Raw genomic sequence first — 21,978 nt, 5'->3', positions numbered from 1 at the left:
AACGGATAAAAACTAAGATGGTTCAGAATCTGTGAATTGATCCGTTTTAATCCGTGTTATCCGTGGTTAGATAAAATGAGCGCTTACTCAGAATGTTGCTCGGGTTCGGTGGCGATGAGCAACGAGAGCGCGGAGAGAATGATGACAGGGCAAAGCACGACAGGATTTTAGTTCAGGCGGATGCGGTCGTTGGAATCCCACGGCGACATGTCGGAGAGGATGACTTTGTCGCCGGGCTGGAGACCGTTCACGATTTCGATCGTGTTGACGGAACTGCGACCGAGTTGGACTTGCGCGCGGCTCGCTTCGCTGCCGTCGACGCTTAGCTTGAAGATACCGACGGTGCTCTTTTCCTGACCGAAAGCGGGGCGGCCGACGTAAACGACGTTGTCGAGGCGTTCGAGTTCGATGGTGCCGTCGACCGAGAGGTCAGGGCGGGAGCCGCGGGGAAGTTCGTTGGTAATGGTGACGTCGACGAGCACGGTGCCGTTTTGCACGGCGGCATCGATGCGGGAGACGCGGCCTTCGACCACGCCGTTGCGGGTGTCGATCATGGAAACCTGGCCGATGGCGATGTCGCGCGCCTGGGTTTCCGCGATGCGGACTTCGGCTTTGAGTTTGGTCGGATCGGCCACGCGGGCGATGTTGGTGCCGGGTTGCACTTGCGCGCCGACTTCGACGGGGAGGGCGGAAAGCACACCCTTGATGCTCGAGCGAACTTGGAGCGCTTCGAGTTCGTCGTGGCGGAGTTTGGCGAGCGAGCGAGCCGACGCGACGGCAGCCTCCTGCACGGCCAGCTGCGGCTTGATGGATTCCTTGGTGAACGCGTAACGCTTTTGCTCGATCTCGTTGTTCGTGGCGCCGTCGGCGGCGGTGGCCAGCGCAAGTTTCAATTCGAGCTCAGAAACGAGACCGTCTTTGAAAAGCGCTTCATTCACTTCGGCGCGGAGCTTGGTGGTTTCGAAAGTGGATTTGGCGCGCGCGGCGGTGGCTTCAGCGGCGAGCAGGCTGCTTTCGAGTTGCACGCGCAAGCTGGTCAACGCGGCTTCGGCGGCGAGGAGTTGCGACTCGGCGTTGGCGGCGGCGGACTCGACGTCAGGATTGGTCAACTCGAGAATGAGCGTGCCGGGTTCGACCGGCGTGCCGGGGCGGATGATAATTTTGTCGACGCGACCTTGGGTGCGCGCCGCGATCCAGCGGATTTCCTCAGGCACGAGGGTTCCGAGGCCGCGCACTTGGCGCACCATCGGGCCGCGTTTCACGGTGTCGATCCAGACCAAGTTGCGCTCAACGGTCGGAGCGGCGGGCTTGAGCTTTGAAAGCGCGACCGTGATTCCGATCAAAATGACGCCGGCGACTACGGCGTAAATGATGCGTTTTTTGCGTTTGTCTTTGGCGGCGTTAGGGCGGGCGATGTCCATGAAAAGAGTATTTGCTGTCCCGATATTTGCAGCGCGCGTGCCAAGTCAGCAGATAGCTATAAGCTGTTGAATTTAAGCTGTAAGCGAGATTATTGCGTTGCGCGGAATTTGCGCTCCAGAGCGATGCTGGGAAGAAACTGTCCCGATAATGGGATAGGTTTTCGAGTCGTGATATCGCTACTCGTCGCAGTTTGGTCTAGTCGCTTGAAGGATTTAAGACTTCATGACTCTTCGTTTCGATGACCTATCTAGTTCTGATTCTGATTCTGCCGCTCATATTTCTGGGAGCGTTTTTAGTTTGGTGGGAAAAACTCCGAGCCGTGGTGCTCGGGTTCCGTTGGATCTTCTCAAAATCTTTTCGCGATCAGATTGAGAATCAAGAGTCCGATCTACGTTCTCAGACCAACTTCGGCCTATTTGTGATTTTGAGTTTTACGCTACTTCTTGCGCTCTGCGTTGGACTGTGGCTGCGCGAACACGCGATAGCCTAGTAACTTTTAGACTGGCAACCGCAGCCTCGCCACGCAGCCGTTGGTGCCGTCGGGCCGGTTTTCCAACGTGAGCGAGCCGCCGTGGTTTTCGGCGATCTGGCGGCAGAGCACCAAACCGATGCCCGAGCCGGAGGGCTTCGTGGTGAAAAACGGCACGAACAAATTCTGCGAGCTGGCGAGACCGGGGCCGTCGTCTTCGATTGTGATTTCGAAATCCGGGCCGTTCTTGCGCCACGCGAGGCGCACGCCGCCGCCGGTTTCTTCGGCGGCTTCGACCGCATTTTTCAACAGGTTGATGATGACCTGTTCGATCTGTGCGGCGTCGGCACCAATGGTAACCTCGGGGCCGCCGAGGACTTCGACGGGCAGACGCGTTTCGAAAGTCGCGATTCGACGCAGAAGCGAAGCGATCTCGGTTGGCAGTTTGTTCGGCGCCGGCAGTTTCGCGAGGCGCGCGTAGGACTGCATGAATTTGTTCAGGCCTTCGGCGCGGGTCTCGATGATTTCCAAACCGCCGCGCATATCGTCTTCCCAATCGGGCGCGCGTTTCTCGCGTTTCAGCATCGTGCCGAGCGAGCCGGCGATGGATTTGATCGGCGCGAGGGAATTATTGAGTTCGTGACCGATGACGCGCACGAGGCGTTGCCACGCTTTTAATTCTTCCTCGCGCAACGGCTGGCTGAGATCGGCGATGACGACGAGTTGGTGGGGCAAACCGCCTTCGCGGAAATTCGTGCGACGCATGCCCCAGCGTCCGGTGCCGCCGGGAAAAGTGCGCGCGAGCACGCGGGTGGATTCGCCGACGAGACAGTCGGCGAGACCGAGATCGCCGGCCTGGCGTCCGAGAATGCGTTCGGCCGGTTGCGCAATGAGTTCCTGCGCGGCGCGGTTGACGAGGCGGAGCGTTTCGTTGGCGTCGAACGCGAAGATGGCGACGTCAATTTCCTCCATGACCGTGCGGAGAAGCGCCGTGGCTTCGAGCGCGCCGAGGCGTTGTTCCTGGAGAACGCCGGAGAGCATGTTGATTTCCGTCATTACGTCGCCGAGCGGTTCGTCGCGATTGGCGCCGCGCGCGCGGACGGAAAAATCGCCCTCACGCAACGCGGTCAGGAGATTCGCCATCGTTTGCAGCGGACGGATAACTTGCTCACGCACGCTCAAGGCAAAACCCAACCAGCAAAACCCGATGAACAGCGTGAGCGTCCATTGGGATTTTAGATCATGGAGATCGTTAAACCAGAGATAATACATGGCCACGCCGACTGCGGGCAGCCCGCCAAGCAGCACATACCAGAACACGCGGTTCTCGTAAGCGATACGGCGTTTTTTTGGGGCGGCCATCGGGGATCAGTGGTGGGCGGATAATTTTTTAACCACGGATTTCACGGATAGTCACGGATGGGTTACAAGCGAAGTAACTTTTATCCGTATTAATCCGTGAAATCCGTGGTCAAAAAATATGACCGATAATGCCTGAACGCAGCGGCCAGTTCACAGCCCGTAGCGTTCGAGGCGGCGGTAGAAGGCGCTGCGGCTGAGGCCGAGTTCTTCGGCGGCCTGGCGGGCGTTGCCGTCGCAGCGGGCGAGGGTCTTTTTGATCAAGAATGCTTCTACTTCCTCGATGGTCATGTCGTCGAGACGCGGGGCGGTCTGGCCGGCGTTGAGGCCGAGATCGCCAGCGCGGATCACTTTCCCTTGCGACATCAACACGCCGCGTTCCACGGAGTGATCGAGTTCGCGGACGTTGCCCGGCCACGCGTAATTTTTCATCGCTTCGATCGCACCGTCTTCGAAGCCCGTGATGCCTTTGCGGTAACGCGTGACGTGGGCCTTCAGGAAATGTTGGGCGAGCAACGCGATGTCTTCGCGACGCTCACGCAGCGGCGGCAGATGAATGTGAATCGTGTTGAGACGGAAAAGTAAGTCCTGGCGGAATTTCCCGGCGGCGACTTCGGTGGGCAGGTCGGAATTGGTCGCGGAAATCAGGCGGACGTTCGTGCGGCTCGTGCGGGACGAGCCGACGCGTTCGAATTCGCCGGTCTCGAGCGTGCGCAAAATTTTCGCCTGCTGGCTCATCGGGATATTGCCGATTTCGTCCATGAACAACGTGCCGCTGTCCGCGAGTTCGAAGCGGCCCGCACGGTCAACTTTCGCATCGGTAAAAGCGCCACGCACGTGACCGAAGAGTTCGCTTTCGAACACGCCTTCGGGGAGACCGCCCATGTTGACCGAGATAAAGGATTTTCCGGCGCGCACGGAAACGGCATGCAGCGCTTGCGCGACGACACCTTTGCCGGTGCCGTTTTCGCCGGTGATGAGCACGTTTGCATCAGACGGGCCGACGCGCGAAATCATTTCGAGCACCGGGCGCATCGCGACAGATTGGGCGATGAGATTCGGGCCGCCTTTGCCGCGGAGAATTTGGTTTTCCTGCTCGAGACGACGATACGCGCGGACGGCGCTCGCGAGTTCGATTTGATTTTGGACGATCGCGAGCAAGCGCGGGTTATCCCACGGTTTCGTGATAAAATCCTTGGCGCCGCGACGCATCGCTTCGACGGCGACTTCGACGCTCGCCCACGCGGTCATCACGACGACGGGCAGGGTGGGATCGGCGGTTTGGAGTTTCGCGAGGAGATCGAGCCCTTCCTGACCGGACGTGGTGTCGCGCGCGTAATTGAGGTCGATGATCGCGAGAGAAAAATCCTTGGTCTCCACGGCCTTGAGCACCGCGCTCGGCGACTTGGCGGTTTCGATTTGGTAACCCTCGGCCTTGAGCAGCAGGCGAAGTGCTTCGAGCACGTCGGGTTGATCATCGGCGACGAGAATGCGGTGCGGTGCGGATTCGTTGGCGGCCATTGCGGAGAAGTGACTAGTGACGAGCGACTAGTGTCAAGAGCGAGGCTTGGTGAGTCGTGGCGTAGGTGGTGCTTGCGCGCCACGTTGCGAGCAAGCTCGCAACCTACAGGCAATGACGCGGGTTAAGCGGCGAGACGATCGCGGCGATTACGCGGCAGGCCGTAGGCGGTCGCGCGGGCGCGCGGGCCGGCGGCGACCGCCGTGATCGCGGTGGCGTTGCGGGACTTCGCGGCGGGAAGGCGCAACGATTGCGGGCGGCGTGCGTAGTCGCTCACAAAAAACGCGATGAGCGCAGCGGAAGCGACGAACCCAAATACTTCGGCGACTTGAAAGCCGGCGAGCGCGGCGAGATTCACGAGCGCGTAAAGAGCCACGCCGGAAACGCCGGTGGCGGTGAGGAGGACGGGAAGTTGAGTGGACTTGTTCATGAGATTTTCGAGTTGGTGAAACTCTCTTTGCTAGCGTCGTGCCAAGTGTCGGGGGCGCGAAGCTAACTGAGCGCATCGCAGTGATATAAAAAATTCTCCGCGGTTTTCGCATCGCGTGAGTGATGGTGTGTCGGGCCGGGTTTAAAGCGGTGACGGGAAGCGTGATTCCCGCGATTGGGACGCTGCGCCCGAGCCTTGCACTTTTAAATGCGAGCGGCAGCGTCGGCGCGATGACGACATCCCCTGTGACGGTGGCGGCTCCGGATCCGAAGGCTCCGATTCCTCGCCAGATTCCTTACATCATCGGTAACGAAGGCTGCGAACGATTCAGTTTCTACGGGATGCGTAACATCCTCACGGTGTTCCTGATTTCGTCGTTGTTGATGGATATGCCCGAGGCGGAGCGGACGGGCGAAGCGAAACACGTTTTCCACACGTTCGTGATTGGCGTTTATTTTTTTCCGCTGCTCGGCGGTTGGCTCGCGGATCGCTTTTTCGGAAAGTATAATACGATTTTCTTTCTCAGCCTGATTTACTGCGTCGGGCATTTGTGTCTCGCGGTATTCGAATCGAGTCGTGCGGGATTTTTCACGGGCCTGGGTTTGATCGCACTCGGGTCGGGCGGAATTAAACCGTGCGTGTCGGCGTTTGTGGGCGATCAATTTGACCAATCGAACAAGCACCGCGCGAAAGTCGTGTTCGATGCGTTTTATTGGATTATCAATTTCGGCTCTTTTTTCGCGTCGCTGCTCATGCCGATTTTTCTACGCAGCTACGGCGCGTCGATCGCGTTTGGCATTCCCGGCGTGCTGATGTTGATCGCCACGATTATTCTCTGGCTCGGTAAAAAACATTATGTGCTCGTGCCGCCGGCGCCGAAGAATCCGCACTCGTTCGTGAACGTGTGCCAGACGGCGCTGACCGCCGGCACGACCGGCAAACTATTCGCGGTGGTCGGAGTGGTGGCGGCGCTGGGCTCCTTCGCGTTGATGCCGACCTTTGGCTTTGTGGTGTCGTTTTGCTCGGCGCTCGTGGCGCTGCTGGCTTTCGCGGGCATCGGCGTGTGGCTCCAACTCGATCGAGCGCGCGCGAAGCATCCCGATGAAGCGGTCGACGGCGTGCGCACCGTGTTGCGCGTGTTGGTGTTGTTTTTCCTCGTGACGCCGTTCTGGTCGCTGTTCGACCAAAAGGCTTCGACGTGGGTTTTGCAGGCGAATGCGATGACGAAACCGTCGTGGTTTGAGTCGTCGCAGATGCAGGCACTCAATCCGGCGCTCGTGATGATTTTAATTCCGTTCAACAATTTCGTGTTGTATCCGGCGCTGAAGAGTTGGGGCTTTGAACTGACCGCGTTGCGCCGCATGACGGCGGGGATCGCGTTTTCCGGCCTCGCGTGGATTGCGGTCGGTGCGATGCAAGTCGTGCTGGATGGCGGCACGGCATTTTCGATCACATGGCAAATTCTGCCGTATGCGTTGCTCACGCTCGGCGAGGTGCTCGTATCAACCACTGGATTGGAATTCGCCTACAGCCAGGCGCCGCAGGCGATGAAAGGCGTGCTCATGGCGTTCTGGAGTCTCGCTGTGACCATCGGAAACCTCTGGGTGCTGGTCGTGAATGCGGGCGTAAAGAACAGCTCCGTCACCACTTTCATCGAATCGACCGGATTCGGCGTGACGGCGTTTCAGATGTTTTTCTTCGCGGCGTTCGCATTTGCCGCGGCCCTGGCGTTCGGGTTGGTTGCGAGGACTTACCCGGTGAAAGATTACTACCGGAAGGCATGAAAAAGGCGGGCCGCGAAGCCCGCCTCATTTTGAAATACTGGATCAGCGGCACTCAGCGCCTCCAGCCGCCGCGAAATCCACCGTGGTGGTGATGGTGATGGCCGAATCCGAAACCGAGACCAACGCCGATTGAAACTGGCGCCCAGAAATCGCGCACAGGTTCATAGGAGCGAATGTAAGTCGGGCGTTCGTAATAAATCACGCGTTCCGGTTCAGTGTAGATGACCGTGGTGCGAGGCTCGGCGTCGCGATATACGACGGTCGGCGAAGGTGTGGTCGGGCGCGCGACGGTGTCGAGACTCGTGGTCGAATACGCAAAGGCGCGCGTGCGACCGTCTGAGTATTCGTAAACTACCACGATGCGGCCCGGCGAACGTTCCATGCGTTTAATGATCAAGCCCTCGCGATCCGCTTCGTCGGAAAGTTGGGTCGGCGTGGGCAACGCATCCACGTAAACGTAACCGTCGATCGGCGTAGGCGCGTTATCCGCGACGGCGGGTTTTGATTTTTCGGCGGCGTCAGCCAACTTCGCGGTTTTGCCACTTTCCTGGGCAAAAAGGGACGAAGCCGAAAGCGCGATCAGCGCAACGAGACCGGAGGTAGTTTTCAGAGAGGAAATCATGATTTAGCTAGGACAGATACGCGCCTTGAATGTGCCGTCAAATTGCGTATCGGAGGGGCGTCTCCGGCAACGGGATATGCAAGTTTCCCTGCGAGACGGGTGGGGAAAGGCCTGATGTTCGAAAGACCGAGGGGCTGCTATTCTCTTGGCCCATGAACACCCTATTACTCATCATCCTGGTTCTTCTCTTGCTCGGCGGCGGCGGATTTTATTTTGGCGGCCCGGTCATCGGTGGCAGCGGTCTCGGCCTCGTGCTGTTGATCGTGCTGATCGTCTGGATTGCCGGCGGATTTAAACGCTGAAGCAAAACAGCGCATTGGTTCAAAACGAAGCCGCCCATTTCCGGGCGGCTTTTTTAATGCCAATTATCCGACGACTTCGAGCTGAGCGGCGGCACGTTTCTGAGCGGCGGCCATAAAGAAGCGCTGCGAGCTGAAGGGCTCTTCGCCTTCTTTGCGCGCGGGCGGAAGGTAGGTGCCGTCAGGCTGGAGCTCCTGGGCGTCGAGATTGTCCTTAAATTCAGCACCGAGAATTTCGCTGATGATGCGGGTCTTGAGCGCAGTATCGTAAACCGGATAAAGCGCTTCGACCCGGCGGAAGAAATTGCGCGTCATCCAGTCCGAACTGCCGCAGTAAAGCAGCGGGTTGCCGCCGTTCTCGAAATAATAAATGCGCGAGTGCTCAAGGAAACGACCGACGATGTTTCTCACGTGGATGTTTTCGCTGAGGCCTTTGACGCCGGGCAACAAACAGCAGGTCGCGCGCACACAGAGATCAATTTTTACGCCGGCTTGCGACGCGGCGTAGAGATTGTCGATGGTGACCTTATCGACGAGTTTGTTCATCTTGCCGATGATGCGCGCAGGTTTGCCAGCGGCGGCGTTGGCAGCCTCGGCCGCGATGAGTTCCTGAATGCGCGAATGCATGTTAAAAGGCGCGACGATCAGGTGTTTGAACTCAGGAGAACGCGAGAAACCGGTGAGCGCGTTAAACAGCATCGCGACTTCCGCCGTGATGTCCGGCTGGCAGGTGAACAGGCTGAGGTCGGTGTAAAGACGGGCGGTCTTCGGATTGTAATTTCCCGTGCCTAAGTGCGCGTAGCGCCGCACGGTGCCGCCTTCCTGGCGGACAACCATGCTGATTTTGCAATGGGTTTTGTGGCCGACGAGACCGAAGACGACATGCACGCCCGCTTCCTCGAGTTCGCGCGCCCACTTGATGTTGTTGGCTTCGTCGAAGCGCGCCTTCAGCTCGATGAGCGCGGTGACTTGCTTGGCGTTGCGCGAGGCTTCGATCAGTGCGCCGATAATCGGCGAGTCGCCGCTGGTGCGATAGAGGGTTTGCTTGATCGCGAGCACATCGGGATCGCGCGCGGCTTGCTGCACGAATTCCACGACGGGATTAAACGACTCGTAAGGATGGTGCAGCAGGATGTCGCCGCTTTGGATGGAGTTGAAAATATTTCCGGTCGCGTTGATGCCAGGCTGTTCGACGGGCGCGAATGGCGCGTATTTCAAATCCGGGCGATCCACGAGATCAGACAGGCTCATCATGCGGACGAGATTGAGCGGGCCGGTGAGTTTGAAGACGCGATCGCCGTCGAGCTGCAGGTGTTCGCAGAGCGTGTTGAAACACGGCTCGGTGACGTCGGCTTCGATTTCAAGACGGACGGCGGCGCCACGGCGGAGATTACGCAATTCCTCCTCGATGCGTTTCAGGAGGTTTTCGGCCTCTTCGTCGTCGATGTAGAGATCGCTGTTGCGCGTGACCCGAAACGCGTGGGCATGCGTCATGCGGTAGCCAGGGAAAAGTGCGCCGGCGAAAAGCTTGATGATTTCGCTCAGGAAAATGAACGCATGCGGGCCTGACTTCTCTGGATTGATCTGCACGAGTCGCGGCAAGATGCGCGGCACCGGGAGAATTGCGGTGAGCGTTTCTTGTTCCGGCGTGTCAGGATTATCGAGCGAGACGATGACGTTGAGCGTCTTGTTGCCGATCTGGGGAAACGGGTGCGCTTGGTCGATCGCAAGCGGCGTGAGGACGGGAAGAACTTGTTTCGTGAAATACGCTTCGACCCACGCGCGGTCGCTGGCGTTGAGTTGCGCGCCGGACTTGAAAGTGATCTTTTCCTTAGCGAGCGCAGGGACGAGGAGTTCGTGCCAGCACTTGTATTGCTCGTCGACGAGGGTGCGAATCTCGCCGAAAGCGCGCTTCAGTTGTTCCTTGGGTGAAAGACCGTCCATGCTGGCTTCGCCGGCGGTGGAATCTTTTTGCTGAAGGAGGCCGGCGATGCGGATTTCGAAAAATTCGTCGAGGTTCGAGCTGACGATCGCGAGAAACTTGGTGCGTTCGAGCAGGGGGTTGGCGGTGCTTTGGGCCTGTTGCAGCACGCGGCGGTTAAAGGCCAGCCAGCTGAGTTCGCGGTTTGCGTAGACGATTTTCCCGCCGCCATCTGCGGTCTGCACGATCGAGCGGCCGGTCTTGGCGGTGATTTTGGGGGAACGTTGCTTGCGCGGAGTGGGAGGCATGTGGGTGGGTTGACAGCGAGTTGGTTACGCGGGTGCCATCCGTCGCACGAGGCAGAAGCGAGCCCGTAACGTAGATGTAACGTGGCGGCGGCGCAAAAGCGAACCGGTGTTCAGGCAGCTTTGAATCTGGAACTCAGGAAAGCAGGAACGAACTCCTAGTTCATGGGCTCCAGTTGCTTGATTGCGCTCAGAGTCGCTTTCGAAAAGTTCCTGATTTCTGAGTTCCGAATTCCAAATAGGGAGATGAAAAAAGCCCCGCGTTTCGGCGGGGCTTTGAAGAGGTGTTTCGACTTACGCGTCGGCGACGGTCAGATCCGGGTCGAAGCTCACGGCGAGGCGGTAAACCTGGCCGGGACGCATGACGAGCGGATGATCGCGGTGGAATGTCTGGATGAAGTGCAGTTTGCCGTAGTTCGTCTTGTATTTCGGGTCAGCGGTGACGACTTCGGTTTCAGCCCAGTTGCCGTGGAAATCATCTTTCAGCACCGAGCACCGATGGCCGGCGGCGCCGAGCGCAGGCGACGAGCCGACGCGATATTTCGAGTGCGGTGCACCGATGACGAGCGCCATGCGGAACTTGTCGAGCGTCACTTGGTTTTTAACCGTGTAAGCAAATTCGGCGGAGATCTTCGAACCGGTGAAGGTCCATTGGACCTTTACGCTGCCGAGGCCTTTGACGATTTCTTCGTTGGTGTTGACCAACTCAGGCTGCTCGTAACGGAAGTAGAAGGAATTTTTCAGGCCGAGACCCGTGACGCACTTCGTGCCGTAGAACGCCGGGATGGTGACGTTGTTGCCGAACGTGAGTTCGGGAATCATGACCGGCAGGTAAACATTGTTCGGCCAGTCGAACACACCCGGGCAATGCGGGAACGGCAGGTTATCCGCCGTGCAATCCGTGCCGGAGCTGACGAGCGGGATCTGCACTTGCAGGCCGGACTCGGCGTCGCGGTAGAGGAAAAGGCCTTGTTCCTTGCGGTTGCTCTTGTCGTAGATGACGAAGCGCCCGGTCGTGCGCGGGGCCTCGACTTTGACGCTGTCCGGCATCTTGACGGTGTTCGAAAGACGCGCCCATTGGCACAGGTAGCGCGCGGCGTCGAAGTTGGCCATGCGCGTCGTGTGGGAAGCGTAGGCAGTGCGCTCTTCGTCGCGAATGTCCAGGAAGCCGTGCTCTTGATCCAGATACGTCTGGAAGAAGTAGTAGAACAGACGGCGCAGGATATCGAAATACTTGTTTTTCTGGTCGTCAGCGATCCAGCCGTCGCGCAGGCCTTGAAGGATGAGCGTGATGCAGTGCATCTGGCCGTAAGCACCGGCGGCGCGACCGTAAGCCCAGCCGAGACCGTCCGCGCGGACGAGGTCAGGCATCATCTTGATGTATTTCTCCGCATAAGTGCGGAGCGTGGGCAGCTTGCGTTCGCGGAGCGCAGAATTGGCGTGTAATTGCAGCGCGGAACGGGCGAAGACGAGGGTCATTACGCCGTAGAGATTGAAGTGACCGCCGATGCCTTTCTCCGCGTCATCGAAAAAGCCCGCCGAGCTGGTTTGCTCGATGCGCTCGACCATGCGTTCGATGAGGCGCGAGGTTTCGTCTTTCTTGGAAAGACCGAAGCTGAAACGGCACACCGCTTTCGCGATGTTGAAGGCCTGCCAGTAATTGTCGTAGTCGCTGCGCGTGAGCAGGAGTTTGTCGAGGCGCTCGCGGGTTTCTTCGACGAGGCGTTCCCAGACGGGATTGCGCTCTTTCGAAGGGCCGAACGACAGGAGACCGAGGGCGGCGTAGGCGAGACCGTTTTCGCCAGCGGGTTCGGTAAAGGCCTGTGCGGTGACGCAGCGGGCGGTGAGGTCGATCAGGTCGTAACCTTTGAGCGTGGTCTCGCCGGTGGCGCGGTAATATTCGCCGAGGGCGAAGGCGACGTGGCCGGGTTCGTCGGCGCGGGGCGATTCGCCCGCAATTGGAGTGACGGTGCCGTCAGCGTTGATGGCGTCGAGGTTGTGGCTCAACATTGAGCGAGCCATATCGAGACATTGCTCGGAGAAACTATTCATTCAGGAAATCGGGTGAGAACGTGGGTGCGGGAGGTGGAATTTGCCCTGACGGCGAACGGCGGGGCAAGCGGTAATTAGCGGGCGATGAGTTTAAGGAACTCGTCGTTGGTCTTCGTCTTGCTGAGACGGGTGACCATCGTATCAGTGGCTTCCTCGATCTTTTGCTGCACGAGTGCGCGGCGGAAGAAGTGGATGCCTTCGAGTTTCTTGGCGTCGATCAGGAGTTCTTCGCGACGGGTGCCGGAGGAAGCGATATTCACGGCCGGCCAGATGCGCATTTCGGCGGTCTTGCGGTCGAGGACGAGTTCCATGTTACCGGTGCCTTTGAACTCCTGGAAAATCACGTCGTCCATGCGTGAGCCGGTCTCGACGAGAATGGAGGCGACAATCGTGAGCGAGCCGCCGTCTTCGGTGTTACGCGCGGAGGCGAACAACTGGCGGGGCTTCTCGAGCGCGCGGACATCCAAACCACCCGTGCCGGTGCGGCCGGAGTTCTTGGCGGTGTTATGCGCACGCGAAAGGCGGGTGAGCGAATCGATGAGCAAGACGACGTCCTTGCCGGCTTCGACGAGACGCTTGGCGCGTTCGATGCAAAGATCGGCGATGCGGATGTGATTCTCGACCGGGTCGTCGTTCGACGAGGCCCAGACTTCGGCGTTCACGCTGCGGCGGAAATCGGTGACTTCCTCCGGGCGTTCGTCCACGAGGAGAATCATGACGTGACACTCGGGGTGATTTTCGAGCACGCCTAGCGCGATATCGCGCAGAAAAGTGGTTTTACCCGTGCGCGGCGGCGCGACGATGAGACCGCGCGTGCCTTTGCCGATGGGAGCGAAGAGATCGATGACGCGATTCGTCATGCGGCCGTCTTTCATCTCGAGCTTAAGTTGTTTGTCCGGCGTGACGGTGGTGAGATTCGGAAACTCAATCGCGCGGCGACGATCCTCGATCTCGAGGCCGTCGACTTTTTCGATGAAGCGCACCTTGGGATTCGGGAAGCGACCGTCCGGCGTAGCCGTGGCGGTGATGATGCTGCCGACTTGGAGTTTGAAGCGGCGCACGAGTTCGCGCGGCACGAAAGGGTCGGTGGGGCGGCGTTTGCCGTGTTTCGCGAGGTCGAGCAACTGGCCGTTACGGCTGTTGTCGATATCGAGAATGCCTTCGACGCGGATGCTATTGTCCGGCTGGGCCGGAGCGGGGGAGGAAGCCTGGGCTGCTTCGGGAGCAGTAGGCTGATTATCTTTATCCATATCAGAAACTGAAAAACGGGTTACGCAGCTGCTAGGGCTTGACCGTGCAATCCGTCGGGGGCATTTCTGCGCTGTTTTTAGTTCAACCCCTTAATAAAAAGAGTGAAACAATGACGGACCAAACGATTACCTCAGTGTCCCGGGAGAGTCGAATTTTCAAGCCCTCAGCCGAGTTCAAGAGCCAAGCAAATCTTGGCAGCTACGAGGCTTACCGTAGGCTCTACACCGAGTCTGTCAACGCTCCAGACAAGTTTTGGTCAAAACAAGCGAAGGAACACCTCGTCTGGCGCAAGCCGTTTAAAAAGACACTCCAATGGAAAGCCCCGCATGCCAAGTGGTTTACCGGCGGCAAGTTGAACGTCTCCGAGAACTGCCTGGATAAACACCTCGGCACGGCCCGCGAGAACAAGGCGGCGATTATTTTCGAAGGTGAACCCGGCGACGTGCGCACAATCACGTATCGGCAGCTGCATTTTCACGTCTGCCGCCTCGCACACATTTTGGAAAACTCCGGCATCAAGGCCGGCGATCGCATCGCCATTTACATGCCGATGATTCCTGAGGCGATGATTGCCATGCTCGCGTGCGCCCGCATCGGCGCGGTGCACACGGTGATTTTCGGCGGGTTTAGCGCCGAAGCGATCAAGGATCGCCTCAATGATTGCCAGGCAAAGCTTGTCATAACTGCCGACGGCGGCTGGCGGCGCGGAAAAATCGTCGAACTCAAGGCCAACGTCGACAAAGCCCTCTACGGCGCTCCGTCCGTGCAGTCCGTGCTCGTCGTCAAACGCACGGGCAACGAGGTCAACATGGTCGAAGGCCGCGACACGTGGTGGAAGGAAGCGTGGGAAGGCGCGCCGAACAAGCACACCGCCAAGGCATTCGATTCCGAGCACCCGCTCTTCATTCTTTATACCTCCGGCTCCACCGGCAAACCGAAGGGCGTGCTCCACACGTCTGCCGGCTACCTGCTCGGCGCGAAACTGAGCTCGCATTACATTTTCGATCTCAAGGAAAACGACCGCTATTTCTGCTCCGCTGATATCGGTTGGATCACGGGCCACAGCTACGTCGTTTACGGTCTGCTTTCGAACGGCTCGACGGTGTTCCTCTACGAGGGCGCGCCGAACCAGCCCGAGCCGGATCGTTTCTGGCAGATGATCGACCGCCACGGCATCACGATTCTCTACACGGCGCCGACGGCGATTCGCGCGTTTATGCGCTGGGGCGACAACTACGTCACGCGCCACAAACTCGACTCGCTGCGCCTGCTCGGCTCCGTCGGCGAACCGATCAGCCCGGAAGCATGGCGTTGGTATCACAAAATGATCGGCAAAGGCCGTTGCCCGATCGTCGACACCTGGTGGCAAACCGAAACCGGCTCCATCATGATCGCGCCGATCCCCGGTGCCATTCCCGCGAAACCCGGCTCGGCCACGCTGCCGTTCTTCGGCATTGTGCCCAAGATCGTCGACGAAAAGGGTAAGGAAGTCCCGCGTGGCACCGACGGTAAAATGATCATCACGAAACCGTGGCCGTCGATGCTCCGCACGCTCTGGGGCGACGACGAACGCTTCAAGAAAGCCTATTTCGGTGACTATCCCGGCGTCTACTTCACCGGCGATGGCGCGAAGCAGGACAAAGACGGCTATTTCTGGATCTCTGGTCGCGTGGACGATGTGCTCAACATCTCCGGCCACCGCATCGGCACCGCTGAAGTCGAAGCCGCGCTCGCTACGCATCCTTCGGTTGCCGAAGCTGCCGCCGTAGGCCGTCCGGATGACTTAAAAGGTTCCGCACTTGTCGTGTTCGTGTCACTCAAGACCGGCATTGCCGCGGATGACGCCTTGAAAGAAGCGCTGCGTGCGCACATCGGTCGTGAGATCGGTTCATTCGCGAAGCCCGACGCGGTGCGTTTCGCCGCCGGTTTGCCCAAGACCCGTTCCGGCAAAATCATGCGCCGCATCCTCAAGGAAATCGCCGCTGGCCGCGAAGTGAAGGGTGACACCTCCACGCTTGAAGATTTCTCGGTCATCACCGCGCTTCAGCAGGAAGATTAATCGATCGACGAAAAAATCTTTCATCAGGCGGGGCCATTTTTGTGGCACCGCCTTTTTTATGGTCAAATTTTGGTTGGAGCCGTTCGTCACTCTTCGTTTTTATTTTTAACATGTTCACCGGCCCAACCCACACTCCCTTGCCTTCGAGGCCGCCGGCTGAGCGTAATTTTCAAACGACCCGCAAAGCGCGCGGGTTTACCCTGCTCGAACTCCTCGCGGTGCTCACCATCATTGGCGTGCTGAGCGCGATCGTGATTGGAGTGGGGCGCCACGCCGCGACCGCCAGCAAAGTCGCCCGCGCCAAAGCCGAACTCGCCGCGCTCGCCGCTGCGCTCGAAGCCTACAAACGCCAATACGGCGACTACCCGCGCATCGCGTCCGACGACAGCCTTGATGACGTCGCGTCGTGCGAACAACTGCATCTCGCCCTCAGTGGCCAACGCGGCTCTGCGCTCAACGCCCCGCGCATTCTCCCGCAACAACGCATCCTATTCGAGCGCTCCCGTTTCACGATGGCTGACCTCCGCGCGCCCGACGATGCCCTGCAAAACCACTTCGTCGATCCATGGGGTCAGTCGTATCGCTACGCCTATAAACCAGCCGGCAACACATGGACCAACAGCGCCTACATTCTCGTGAGCGCGGGCCCCGACGAAAATCTCACGCTGCCGCTGCCGACCACCGGTAACATCGATGCGACCTACGAAGCTGCCACCCGCGACAGTAAACCGGTGAACACGGATAACATCTACGCTGATCGGAACTGATGAAAACCATGGAGCGAGCAGCCGTCAGCGCTCAGCCCTTAGCAGGAAAATTTCGTGAACCTAAACGCGGCTTTACGTTGATCGAGTTACTTTCAGTCATTGCCATCGTCGGTATTTTGGCTGCGTTAATTTTCCCCGCCGTCGGCGCTGCGCGTCGCTCTGCCAACAAAGCAAAAGCCAAAGTCCAATTTAGCCAGTGGGCCGCCGCGATCGAAAGTTTTCGCAGTGAATACGGGTATTATCCCACGTTTCATTCCACCAATCTAGTGAACGGTGGTGCAGTCGCCACGATCACGGGCGATCATCCGTTTCACGATGTGCTCGCCGCCAAGAAACGCGATGGCACGACGCCCAGCGCAACGCTGCTCGCGCAAAACCGAAAACAAATCCCGTTCTATGCGTTCAGCGAAAGCGATTTCATTGCGGCAGGTGAACCGAACGCGACGCTTATTAAAGACGCGTTTGAGAACGCGTCGATCGCAGTGCTCGTGGATCGAAACCTTGATGGGACGATTCGCGCCGGCAGTGATTTCACAACTTTGCCCGCAGCAAACGGCATGACGCCGACGGCAGGCGATTTCCCTGCGACGGGCGTGCGAGCCGGAGTATTATTTTATTCGCCCGCACCCAACTCCACCGCGGCCTCGCCAGAGTTTATTTTTAGCTGGAAATGAGCCCGCGCAGTTCCAGACGTGGCTTTACGCTGATGGAACTCCTGGTGGTGATTGGCGTGATCGCCGGGCTCACATTTTTTTTAGTTCGCGGTGTGAATCAAGGGAAGGGTGCCGCGCTTCAATCCGGCCAAGCGCTGATCTCGAATCTGTTGATTGCGGCGCGCACCCAAGCCGTGTCGTCCGGACAAGGCGCTCGAATCTTAATTCAAAACGATCCGACTTCAGTCGACGCCTCGCGCCGTTATTTGCGTTACGTCGTGCTGCAGGTTTCCGATGGCACAAATTGGATTACAGTGTCTGATGCTTACCTGCCGGACGGAGTTGCGGTGCTGCCGCGTGACCTCACGAATCCCAGCAATTTGGTGAATTCCGAGAAACTGTGGACACGTCCGTCTGACGGTGCCGCGTTGCGTTCAACTTCGCTGCGCACCACTTCTGAATACACGTTGGCCGTGAATTCAAATACCGCGGAGCAATGGACCGCAGTGGCGATCTCTGCTTCTGGCGCGACCGGGAATTCGGGCGATCTGATCCTCGGCTCCGTGAAAATGTTTCCGCCTGATGCCACGGTCGCCGGTATGTCGCCAATTCAGTTTGAGGATCCTGAAACCGTGCGCGGTGTGAGTATCGGCACTTACGGCGTCGCCGTGTTGGTTAACGGGCGACAAGGATTTTAGCCGATGCTTTTTCGGAGAAAAACCCGCGCGTTTTCCCTCATCGAAGTGGTGTTAGCCGTCGGTATTTTTGCCGTCGCCGTGGTTGCCGTGCTGGCGATGCTGCCTGCTTTAACGCGCCAATCCATTGAAGCCGAAGACTCACTCGTCGCGCAGCGTTTGCCCGATTCGATTCGCGTGGAATTACAACGGCTCGTGGCGGTGGGAGGGTTTGATGCATTAGCGACTCACGTTCCGATCATGGCGGCGCCACTAATCGGCGGATTTGAAATCGTTGGAAACCGAGATGGTTCGCGCGTTCACGCTCAAACCCATCTGGTGCCCGCGAGCTCACTCACTATTCCAGACGCGGAGCGCTATTTCCTGATTGAGGCATGGCGATTTAACAGCGGCACGCTCGCCTACGATTCTGCTGCTGCAATGATCGCTTTAGAGGTGAGGGTGTCATGGCCATATCGCGTGCCCGACTCCACGACGAGCACCGACCTCAAAGACCGGCAGCAAATCTCCTTCACGGTATCTGTGCTGCGATGAACAAAGCGTGCACGCAGGCTTTCACCTTACTTGAGTTGCTCGTCGCGGTGACGATCACCCTTGTGCTGGCGGGCATCATGCTAAGCGTGACGACCAACACGCTCACGGTGTGGAAGCGCACGCAGGACGGCTTTTCCGGCAGCACCCAAGCGAAACTGGCATTGGATATGATCGAACGGGATTTGCAAAGCGCGTGTCATGCTCGAACAGCTGTAGGCAATAACTGGCTGGCCGTTGACGTGGTTAATTCCACCGCGGGACTAAGTGGTCGCGGCTGGCTGAGCTCCGCGTTCATGAAACCAGCGACAGCGCTGAGCCTGTCGCTGGTGCCGCCAACGTCCGTGATTGAACCAACGATTGGCGACACGCGTTTTGGTCTTTCCGGTGCGTGGCTGCGGTTCATAGCCGCTACTGCAGAATCTTCGACCCAACTCGCGTTACCTCGCGCGCTTTCATACCAAATTGTCCGGCGGCCAGTGAGCGGAACTGTCAGCGCCACAAATCCTGCGGACGTGCGCTACACGCTTTATCGAACGTTTATCAATAACGACGACACGTTCTCGAGCGGATACAACGTCACCGCTTACGGGGCGAATCTTTCAAATCCCAGTTCGAGCTCAGACGCGCTCGCCACAAATGTGGTCGACCTCGCGGTGTGGCTTTACGCGCGTGATGCAAGCGGACGCCTTCAGCGGATATTCCCTGCCAGCGCCAGCGACACGACGCATCGCGCGACAGATGCAGTAACTCCCAATCCGGAAAATCAATTCCCCGATGTCGCAGAAATCATGCTGCGCGTGCTGACCGAGGAAGGCGCGCGCATCCTGGCTGCAATGGAAGGAGGCAGCGGACAGATCTCACGCCCGCCGGCGTTTGCAACAGACGATGCGTGGTGGTGGAGCGTCGTGGAAGCTCACTCTCGAGTGTTTATGCGACGTGTTGAAATCAAGGCACGCGGTCTATGATCATCTCTCGTATGCAACCAAGTCCGCGAGGCTTCGCCTTGGTCATCACTCTGGCGCTGCTGGCCTTGTTGATTCTAGGGGTGTTCGCTTTGAGCGCTTTGGTTAAAGTCGGCAGTGATGTCGCGCACGCGGGCTCCTATCAAGTTCGAGCGAGGCAGCACGCGTTGCTTGCCCTCGACTTAGCGCTCGGGGAATTGCAACGAACCGCCGGTGACGATTCACGGATCACCGGCATGGCGGGAATCGCCGGAGTTTCTTCAGGAGCCACCAATACTACGCGACACTGGTGTGGAGCTTGGGATGCGAACGGCAATTTTCTACGGTGGCTCGTTTCAGGTGCCAATGCGTCGCCCATGATTGATCCCAGCCTCACGCGGATCACCTTAGTGGGGGCAGGCAGCGTCGGTGCGAGTTCGACGAATTCCGAACAAGTTGAAGCAGGAAAAATCGAGGTTCAGACAATCGACTCAACTAGTCATCAGAGCCGCGTGGTGGGCGGAATCGCTTATTGGATTGGCGATGAAGGGGTGAAGGTCAGCGCCTATTCAGCGCCGGGCGAACTCGCGGCTCCCGGAGTCATTCCCGTTCTCAGTGACGTGCCGGTAAACTCTGCTGCGTTGAAATCAACCCTCAGCGCGAATTCCGCTAAAATTCCGAGTGTGCTGAGCTTCGAACAGCTCCGCGTCATGCCTGCGACTGCACTCGCGGCGAGCGTGTTGAAGGATAACTTTCACCACGCCACGCTGAGTTCAATCAGGCTGGTTCCGCAAAGTCTCGGCGTGGCCCGGAAATCTGGCACCTTCAACATCAACACGACGTCGGCGATCACTTGGCGTGGGCTTTTCCAAACTTACAACCAGAGTGGCGCGACTCCTCAAATTTCGTCCTCCGCACTTGGCACATCCGTGACCACGCTCACCACGCTGCAGGGCAGAATTACCAGCAATTTTGCTGCAGCGACGACTGCGGGGAAATCAACCCACGGACCCTTCACGTCAGTCGATTCGTTTGCCACCAGCGGGCTATTGTCTGATGCACTGCTAGCCAGCGGAAGCGGCGTTACGCCTACCCAGTTTATGGTCGTGATGCGCGATGTGCTCACCGTGCGCTCCGATACTTTTCGGATTCGCGCTTACGGCGATTCGGTGAATTTAGATGGCCGGATAGAGTCGCGCTATGTCTGTGAAGCAGTGGTGCAGCGCACGGTCGATTTTGCTCCTAATGGGTTAGGCAGGAAATTTGTGATCACCTGTTTTCGCTGGTTAAGTTACGACGATATTTAAAAATCCTCTCTCACATTCACTTTATGCTCACTCACTCGCGCCTGCGTTTTGTAATTTGTAGTTTGCTCGCCCAATCATTGCTCGCCGCGCAGCCATCCATTCCTGCGCCGGCTGCGATTGATGCGCGGGTGGCGCAAGCGTTAGCGAAAACCGAGGCGAAAGGGCTCGCGTTGGCGGTGATTGATCAAGGGAAGATCGTTTACGTCAAAGCCTATGGCGTGAGGAATTCGGCGGGCGAGCCGTTGCAAACGGACACTGTGATGTATGGCGCTTCGCTGACGAAGACGGTGTTGGCTTACGCGACGTTGCAACTGGTGGATCAAGGGAAGCTGAATCTGGATCGACCGATTGGGGAGTATCTGGCGAAGCCGCTGCCGGAGTATCCGAGCGAACCCAAATACGCTGATTGGTCGCCGTTGGCCGAAGACGAGCGCTGGCGCCTGATCACGCCGCGCATCGTCCTCACGCATTCCACGGGATTTTCGAACTTCGGATTTCTTGAACCCGACGGGAAATTGAAAATCCATTTCACGCCGGGGTCCCGTTATGGCTACTCTGGCGACGGCATTCAACTGTTGCAATTCGCGATCGAGAAAGGCCTCGGCCTCGATGTGGGCACGTTAACCAACCGAATTTTCACACAATTGGAGATGCCACGCACCGCGTTGCAGTGGCGCGCCGATTTCGCGGGCAATGTCGCTGACGGGTGGAACGATCGCGGTGAACCTAAACCACACGACCAGCGTTCACGGGTCCGCGCGGCGGGCTCGATGGATACGACCATCGCGGACATCAGCAAATTTGCCCGCGCGCTCGTGAATGGCGAAGGCCTCAGCGCTGCTTCCGCTCAAGCACTGGCGCGCCCGATTTTGCCGATTACGACCGCGACGCAGTTCCCTACGCGCCAAGCCGACGCGCCTGCGGATAAACAAACGAAGCATCTCCATGCCGGACTGGGCGTGATCGTGTTTACCGGTCCGCAAGGGAAGGGCTTCTTCAAAGGCGGTCACAATAACATCACCGCGAACACCTTAGTCTGCCTCGAAAACGGCAAGCGTGCCGTCGTGATCCTGGCCAACGACGTTCGCGCTGAAGCCGCGTTCGCGGAGCTCATCCAATTCATTCTCGGGGACACCGTCATCCCGTATCACTGGGAATACGGCGACAGTGCTGGCAAATCCTGAGAATTGACGAAATTGCTCGTCACGTCGTTTGGCAGAAGCGGAATACCCGCCGTTAGTTGATTTTCGCCAGAGTAGCTCAGTGGTAGAGCAAAGGACCCATAACGGCTAAACGGCATTTTCAGATGTTTTCTCTATTTTTCTGAATTTGTCAAAATCCACCCAATCAAAGGGTTGTGTTGTTTCCGTGATTCTCACTTTTTCCCAATTTTGCTCAATTTTCGGCTGCACTGTAGACAGCCCATGTGACAGAAAATCTAATACTGGAATACTGCGCGATGGCCTTGAAACGACGTTTTCATTCCCACAATTCACGGTGATGAATAATTCTATCCAGCTGTCGCTTTACGTGGATATTCCTCGTTGACGGGTCGAGATAGTAGGCGCTTGCGTCACTCGCAATCGGGG

At 58.2% G+C, this 21,978-nt stretch carries 18 protein-coding genes; 10 read left to right on the top strand and 8 right to left on the bottom strand.

Annotated elements, in window-relative coordinates; all coding sequences use genetic code 11:
- Positions 1-167 precede the first annotated feature (167 nt).
- The 4 genes from ACRRQW_RS18515 to ACRRQW_RS18500 form a co-directional block, all read right to left on the bottom strand.
- Complete coding sequence (locus ACRRQW_RS18515; RefSeq protein ID WP_438483106.1) at positions 168-1,421, bottom strand: efflux RND transporter periplasmic adaptor subunit; 1,254 nt, start codon at positions 1,419-1,421, stop codon at positions 168-170.
- A gap of 497 nt (positions 1,422-1,918) precedes the next feature.
- Entirely contained in the window at positions 1,919-3,253 is a 1,335-nt protein-coding gene (locus tag ACRRQW_RS18510) for a sensor histidine kinase (protein ID WP_438483105.1), read from the bottom strand.
- A gap of 150 nt (positions 3,254-3,403) precedes the next feature.
- Positions 3,404-4,771, bottom strand: coding sequence for a sigma-54-dependent transcriptional regulator (locus ACRRQW_RS18505; RefSeq protein ID WP_438483104.1), 1,368 nt, complete (start codon positions 4,769-4,771; stop codon positions 3,404-3,406).
- 122 nt (positions 4,772-4,893) lie between these two features.
- On the bottom strand, positions 4,894-5,199 hold the full coding sequence (locus ACRRQW_RS18500) for a hypothetical protein (RefSeq protein ID WP_438483103.1): 306 nt from the start codon (positions 5,197-5,199) through the stop codon (positions 4,894-4,896).
- 230 nt (positions 5,200-5,429) lie between these two features.
- Between ACRRQW_RS18500 and ACRRQW_RS18495 the strand changes: the two genes are divergently transcribed.
- The gene (locus ACRRQW_RS18495) at positions 5,430-6,983 is read left to right on the top strand and encodes a POT-type proton-dependent oligopeptide transporter (protein ID WP_438483102.1); all 1,554 of its coding nucleotides are present in this window, start codon (positions 5,430-5,432) and stop codon (positions 6,981-6,983) included.
- A gap of 52 nt (positions 6,984-7,035) precedes the next feature.
- On the opposite strand, the gene ACRRQW_RS18490 is transcribed toward ACRRQW_RS18495, so the two are convergent.
- On the bottom strand, positions 7,036-7,605 hold the full coding sequence (locus tag ACRRQW_RS18490) for a hypothetical protein (protein ID WP_438483101.1): 570 nt from the start codon (positions 7,603-7,605) through the stop codon (positions 7,036-7,038).
- A gap of 152 nt (positions 7,606-7,757) precedes the next feature.
- On the opposite strand from ACRRQW_RS18490, the gene ACRRQW_RS18485 reads away from it, so the two are divergent.
- A complete protein-coding gene (locus ACRRQW_RS18485) occupies positions 7,758-7,907 on the top strand; it encodes a hypothetical protein (RefSeq protein ID WP_438483100.1) in 150 nt (49 codons plus the stop codon).
- A gap of 63 nt (positions 7,908-7,970) precedes the next feature.
- On the opposite strand, the gene ppk1 is transcribed toward ACRRQW_RS18485, so the two are convergent.
- From ppk1 to rho, 3 genes are all read right to left on the bottom strand, one after another.
- Positions 7,971-10,133 carry a polyphosphate kinase 1 gene (gene ppk1 / locus ACRRQW_RS18480; RefSeq protein ID WP_438483099.1) on the bottom strand — a complete coding sequence of 721 codons (2,163 nt, stop codon included), beginning with the start codon at positions 10,131-10,133 and terminating at the stop codon, positions 7,971-7,973.
- Between the two features lie 291 nt (positions 10,134-10,424).
- Positions 10,425-12,182, bottom strand: a complete 1,758-nt coding sequence (locus ACRRQW_RS18475; RefSeq protein WP_438483098.1) for a hypothetical protein — start codon at positions 12,180-12,182, stop codon at positions 10,425-10,427.
- Between the two features lie 74 nt (positions 12,183-12,256).
- Entirely contained in the window at positions 12,257-13,432 is a 1,176-nt protein-coding gene (gene rho / locus ACRRQW_RS18470) for a transcription termination factor Rho (protein WP_438483097.1), read from the bottom strand.
- A gap of 110 nt (positions 13,433-13,542) precedes the next feature.
- Here rho and acs point away from each other — a divergent pair, with 110 nt between their 5' ends.
- The 8 genes from acs to ACRRQW_RS18430 all read left to right on the top strand — a co-directional run bounded on the left by acs (position 13,543) and on the right by ACRRQW_RS18430 (position 21,573).
- Positions 13,543-15,492 carry an acetate--CoA ligase gene (gene acs / locus ACRRQW_RS18465; RefSeq protein WP_438483096.1) on the top strand — a complete coding sequence of 650 codons (1,950 nt, stop codon included), beginning with the start codon at positions 13,543-13,545 and terminating at the stop codon, positions 15,490-15,492.
- Between the two features lie 137 nt (positions 15,493-15,629).
- Positions 15,630-16,259, top strand: a complete 630-nt coding sequence (locus ACRRQW_RS18460) for a type II secretion system protein (RefSeq protein ID WP_438483095.1) — start codon at positions 15,630-15,632, stop codon at positions 16,257-16,259.
- A gap of 8 nt (positions 16,260-16,267) precedes the next feature.
- Complete coding sequence (locus tag ACRRQW_RS18455) at positions 16,268-16,933, top strand: type II secretion system protein (RefSeq protein WP_438483094.1); 666 nt, start codon at positions 16,268-16,270, stop codon at positions 16,931-16,933.
- Complete coding sequence (locus ACRRQW_RS18450) at positions 16,930-17,610, top strand: pilus assembly FimT family protein (RefSeq protein ID WP_438483093.1); 681 nt, start codon at positions 16,930-16,932, stop codon at positions 17,608-17,610. Before ACRRQW_RS18455 ends, ACRRQW_RS18450 begins: the two co-directional genes overlap by 4 nt.
- Before the next feature lie 3 nt (positions 17,611-17,613).
- Positions 17,614-18,141: a prepilin-type N-terminal cleavage/methylation domain-containing protein gene (locus ACRRQW_RS18445; RefSeq protein ID WP_438483092.1), complete on the top strand. Its 528-nt coding sequence runs from the start codon at positions 17,614-17,616 to the stop codon at positions 18,139-18,141.
- Entirely contained in the window at positions 18,138-19,106 is a 969-nt protein-coding gene (locus ACRRQW_RS18440; RefSeq protein WP_438483091.1) for a PulJ/GspJ family protein, read from the top strand. The genes ACRRQW_RS18445 and ACRRQW_RS18440 overlap by 4 nt, the downstream gene beginning before the upstream one ends.
- Positions 19,103-20,389, top strand: coding sequence for a hypothetical protein (locus ACRRQW_RS18435; protein ID WP_438483090.1), 1,287 nt, complete (start codon positions 19,103-19,105; stop codon positions 20,387-20,389). The genes ACRRQW_RS18440 and ACRRQW_RS18435 overlap by 4 nt, the downstream gene beginning before the upstream one ends.
- A gap of 23 nt (positions 20,390-20,412) precedes the next feature.
- Positions 20,413-21,573: a serine hydrolase domain-containing protein gene (locus ACRRQW_RS18430; RefSeq protein ID WP_438483089.1), complete on the top strand. Its 1,161-nt coding sequence runs from the start codon at positions 20,413-20,415 to the stop codon at positions 21,571-21,573.
- The last annotated feature ends 405 nt before the right edge of the window (positions 21,574-21,978 follow it).

The organism is Oleiharenicola lentus (assembly GCF_051660365.1).
Taxonomy (GTDB): domain Bacteria; phylum Verrucomicrobiota; class Verrucomicrobiia; order Opitutales; family Opitutaceae; genus Lacunisphaera; species Lacunisphaera lenta_A.
Note: the sequence above shows the minus strand (reverse complement) of the source record. Positions and strands in the feature narration are given on the sequence as shown.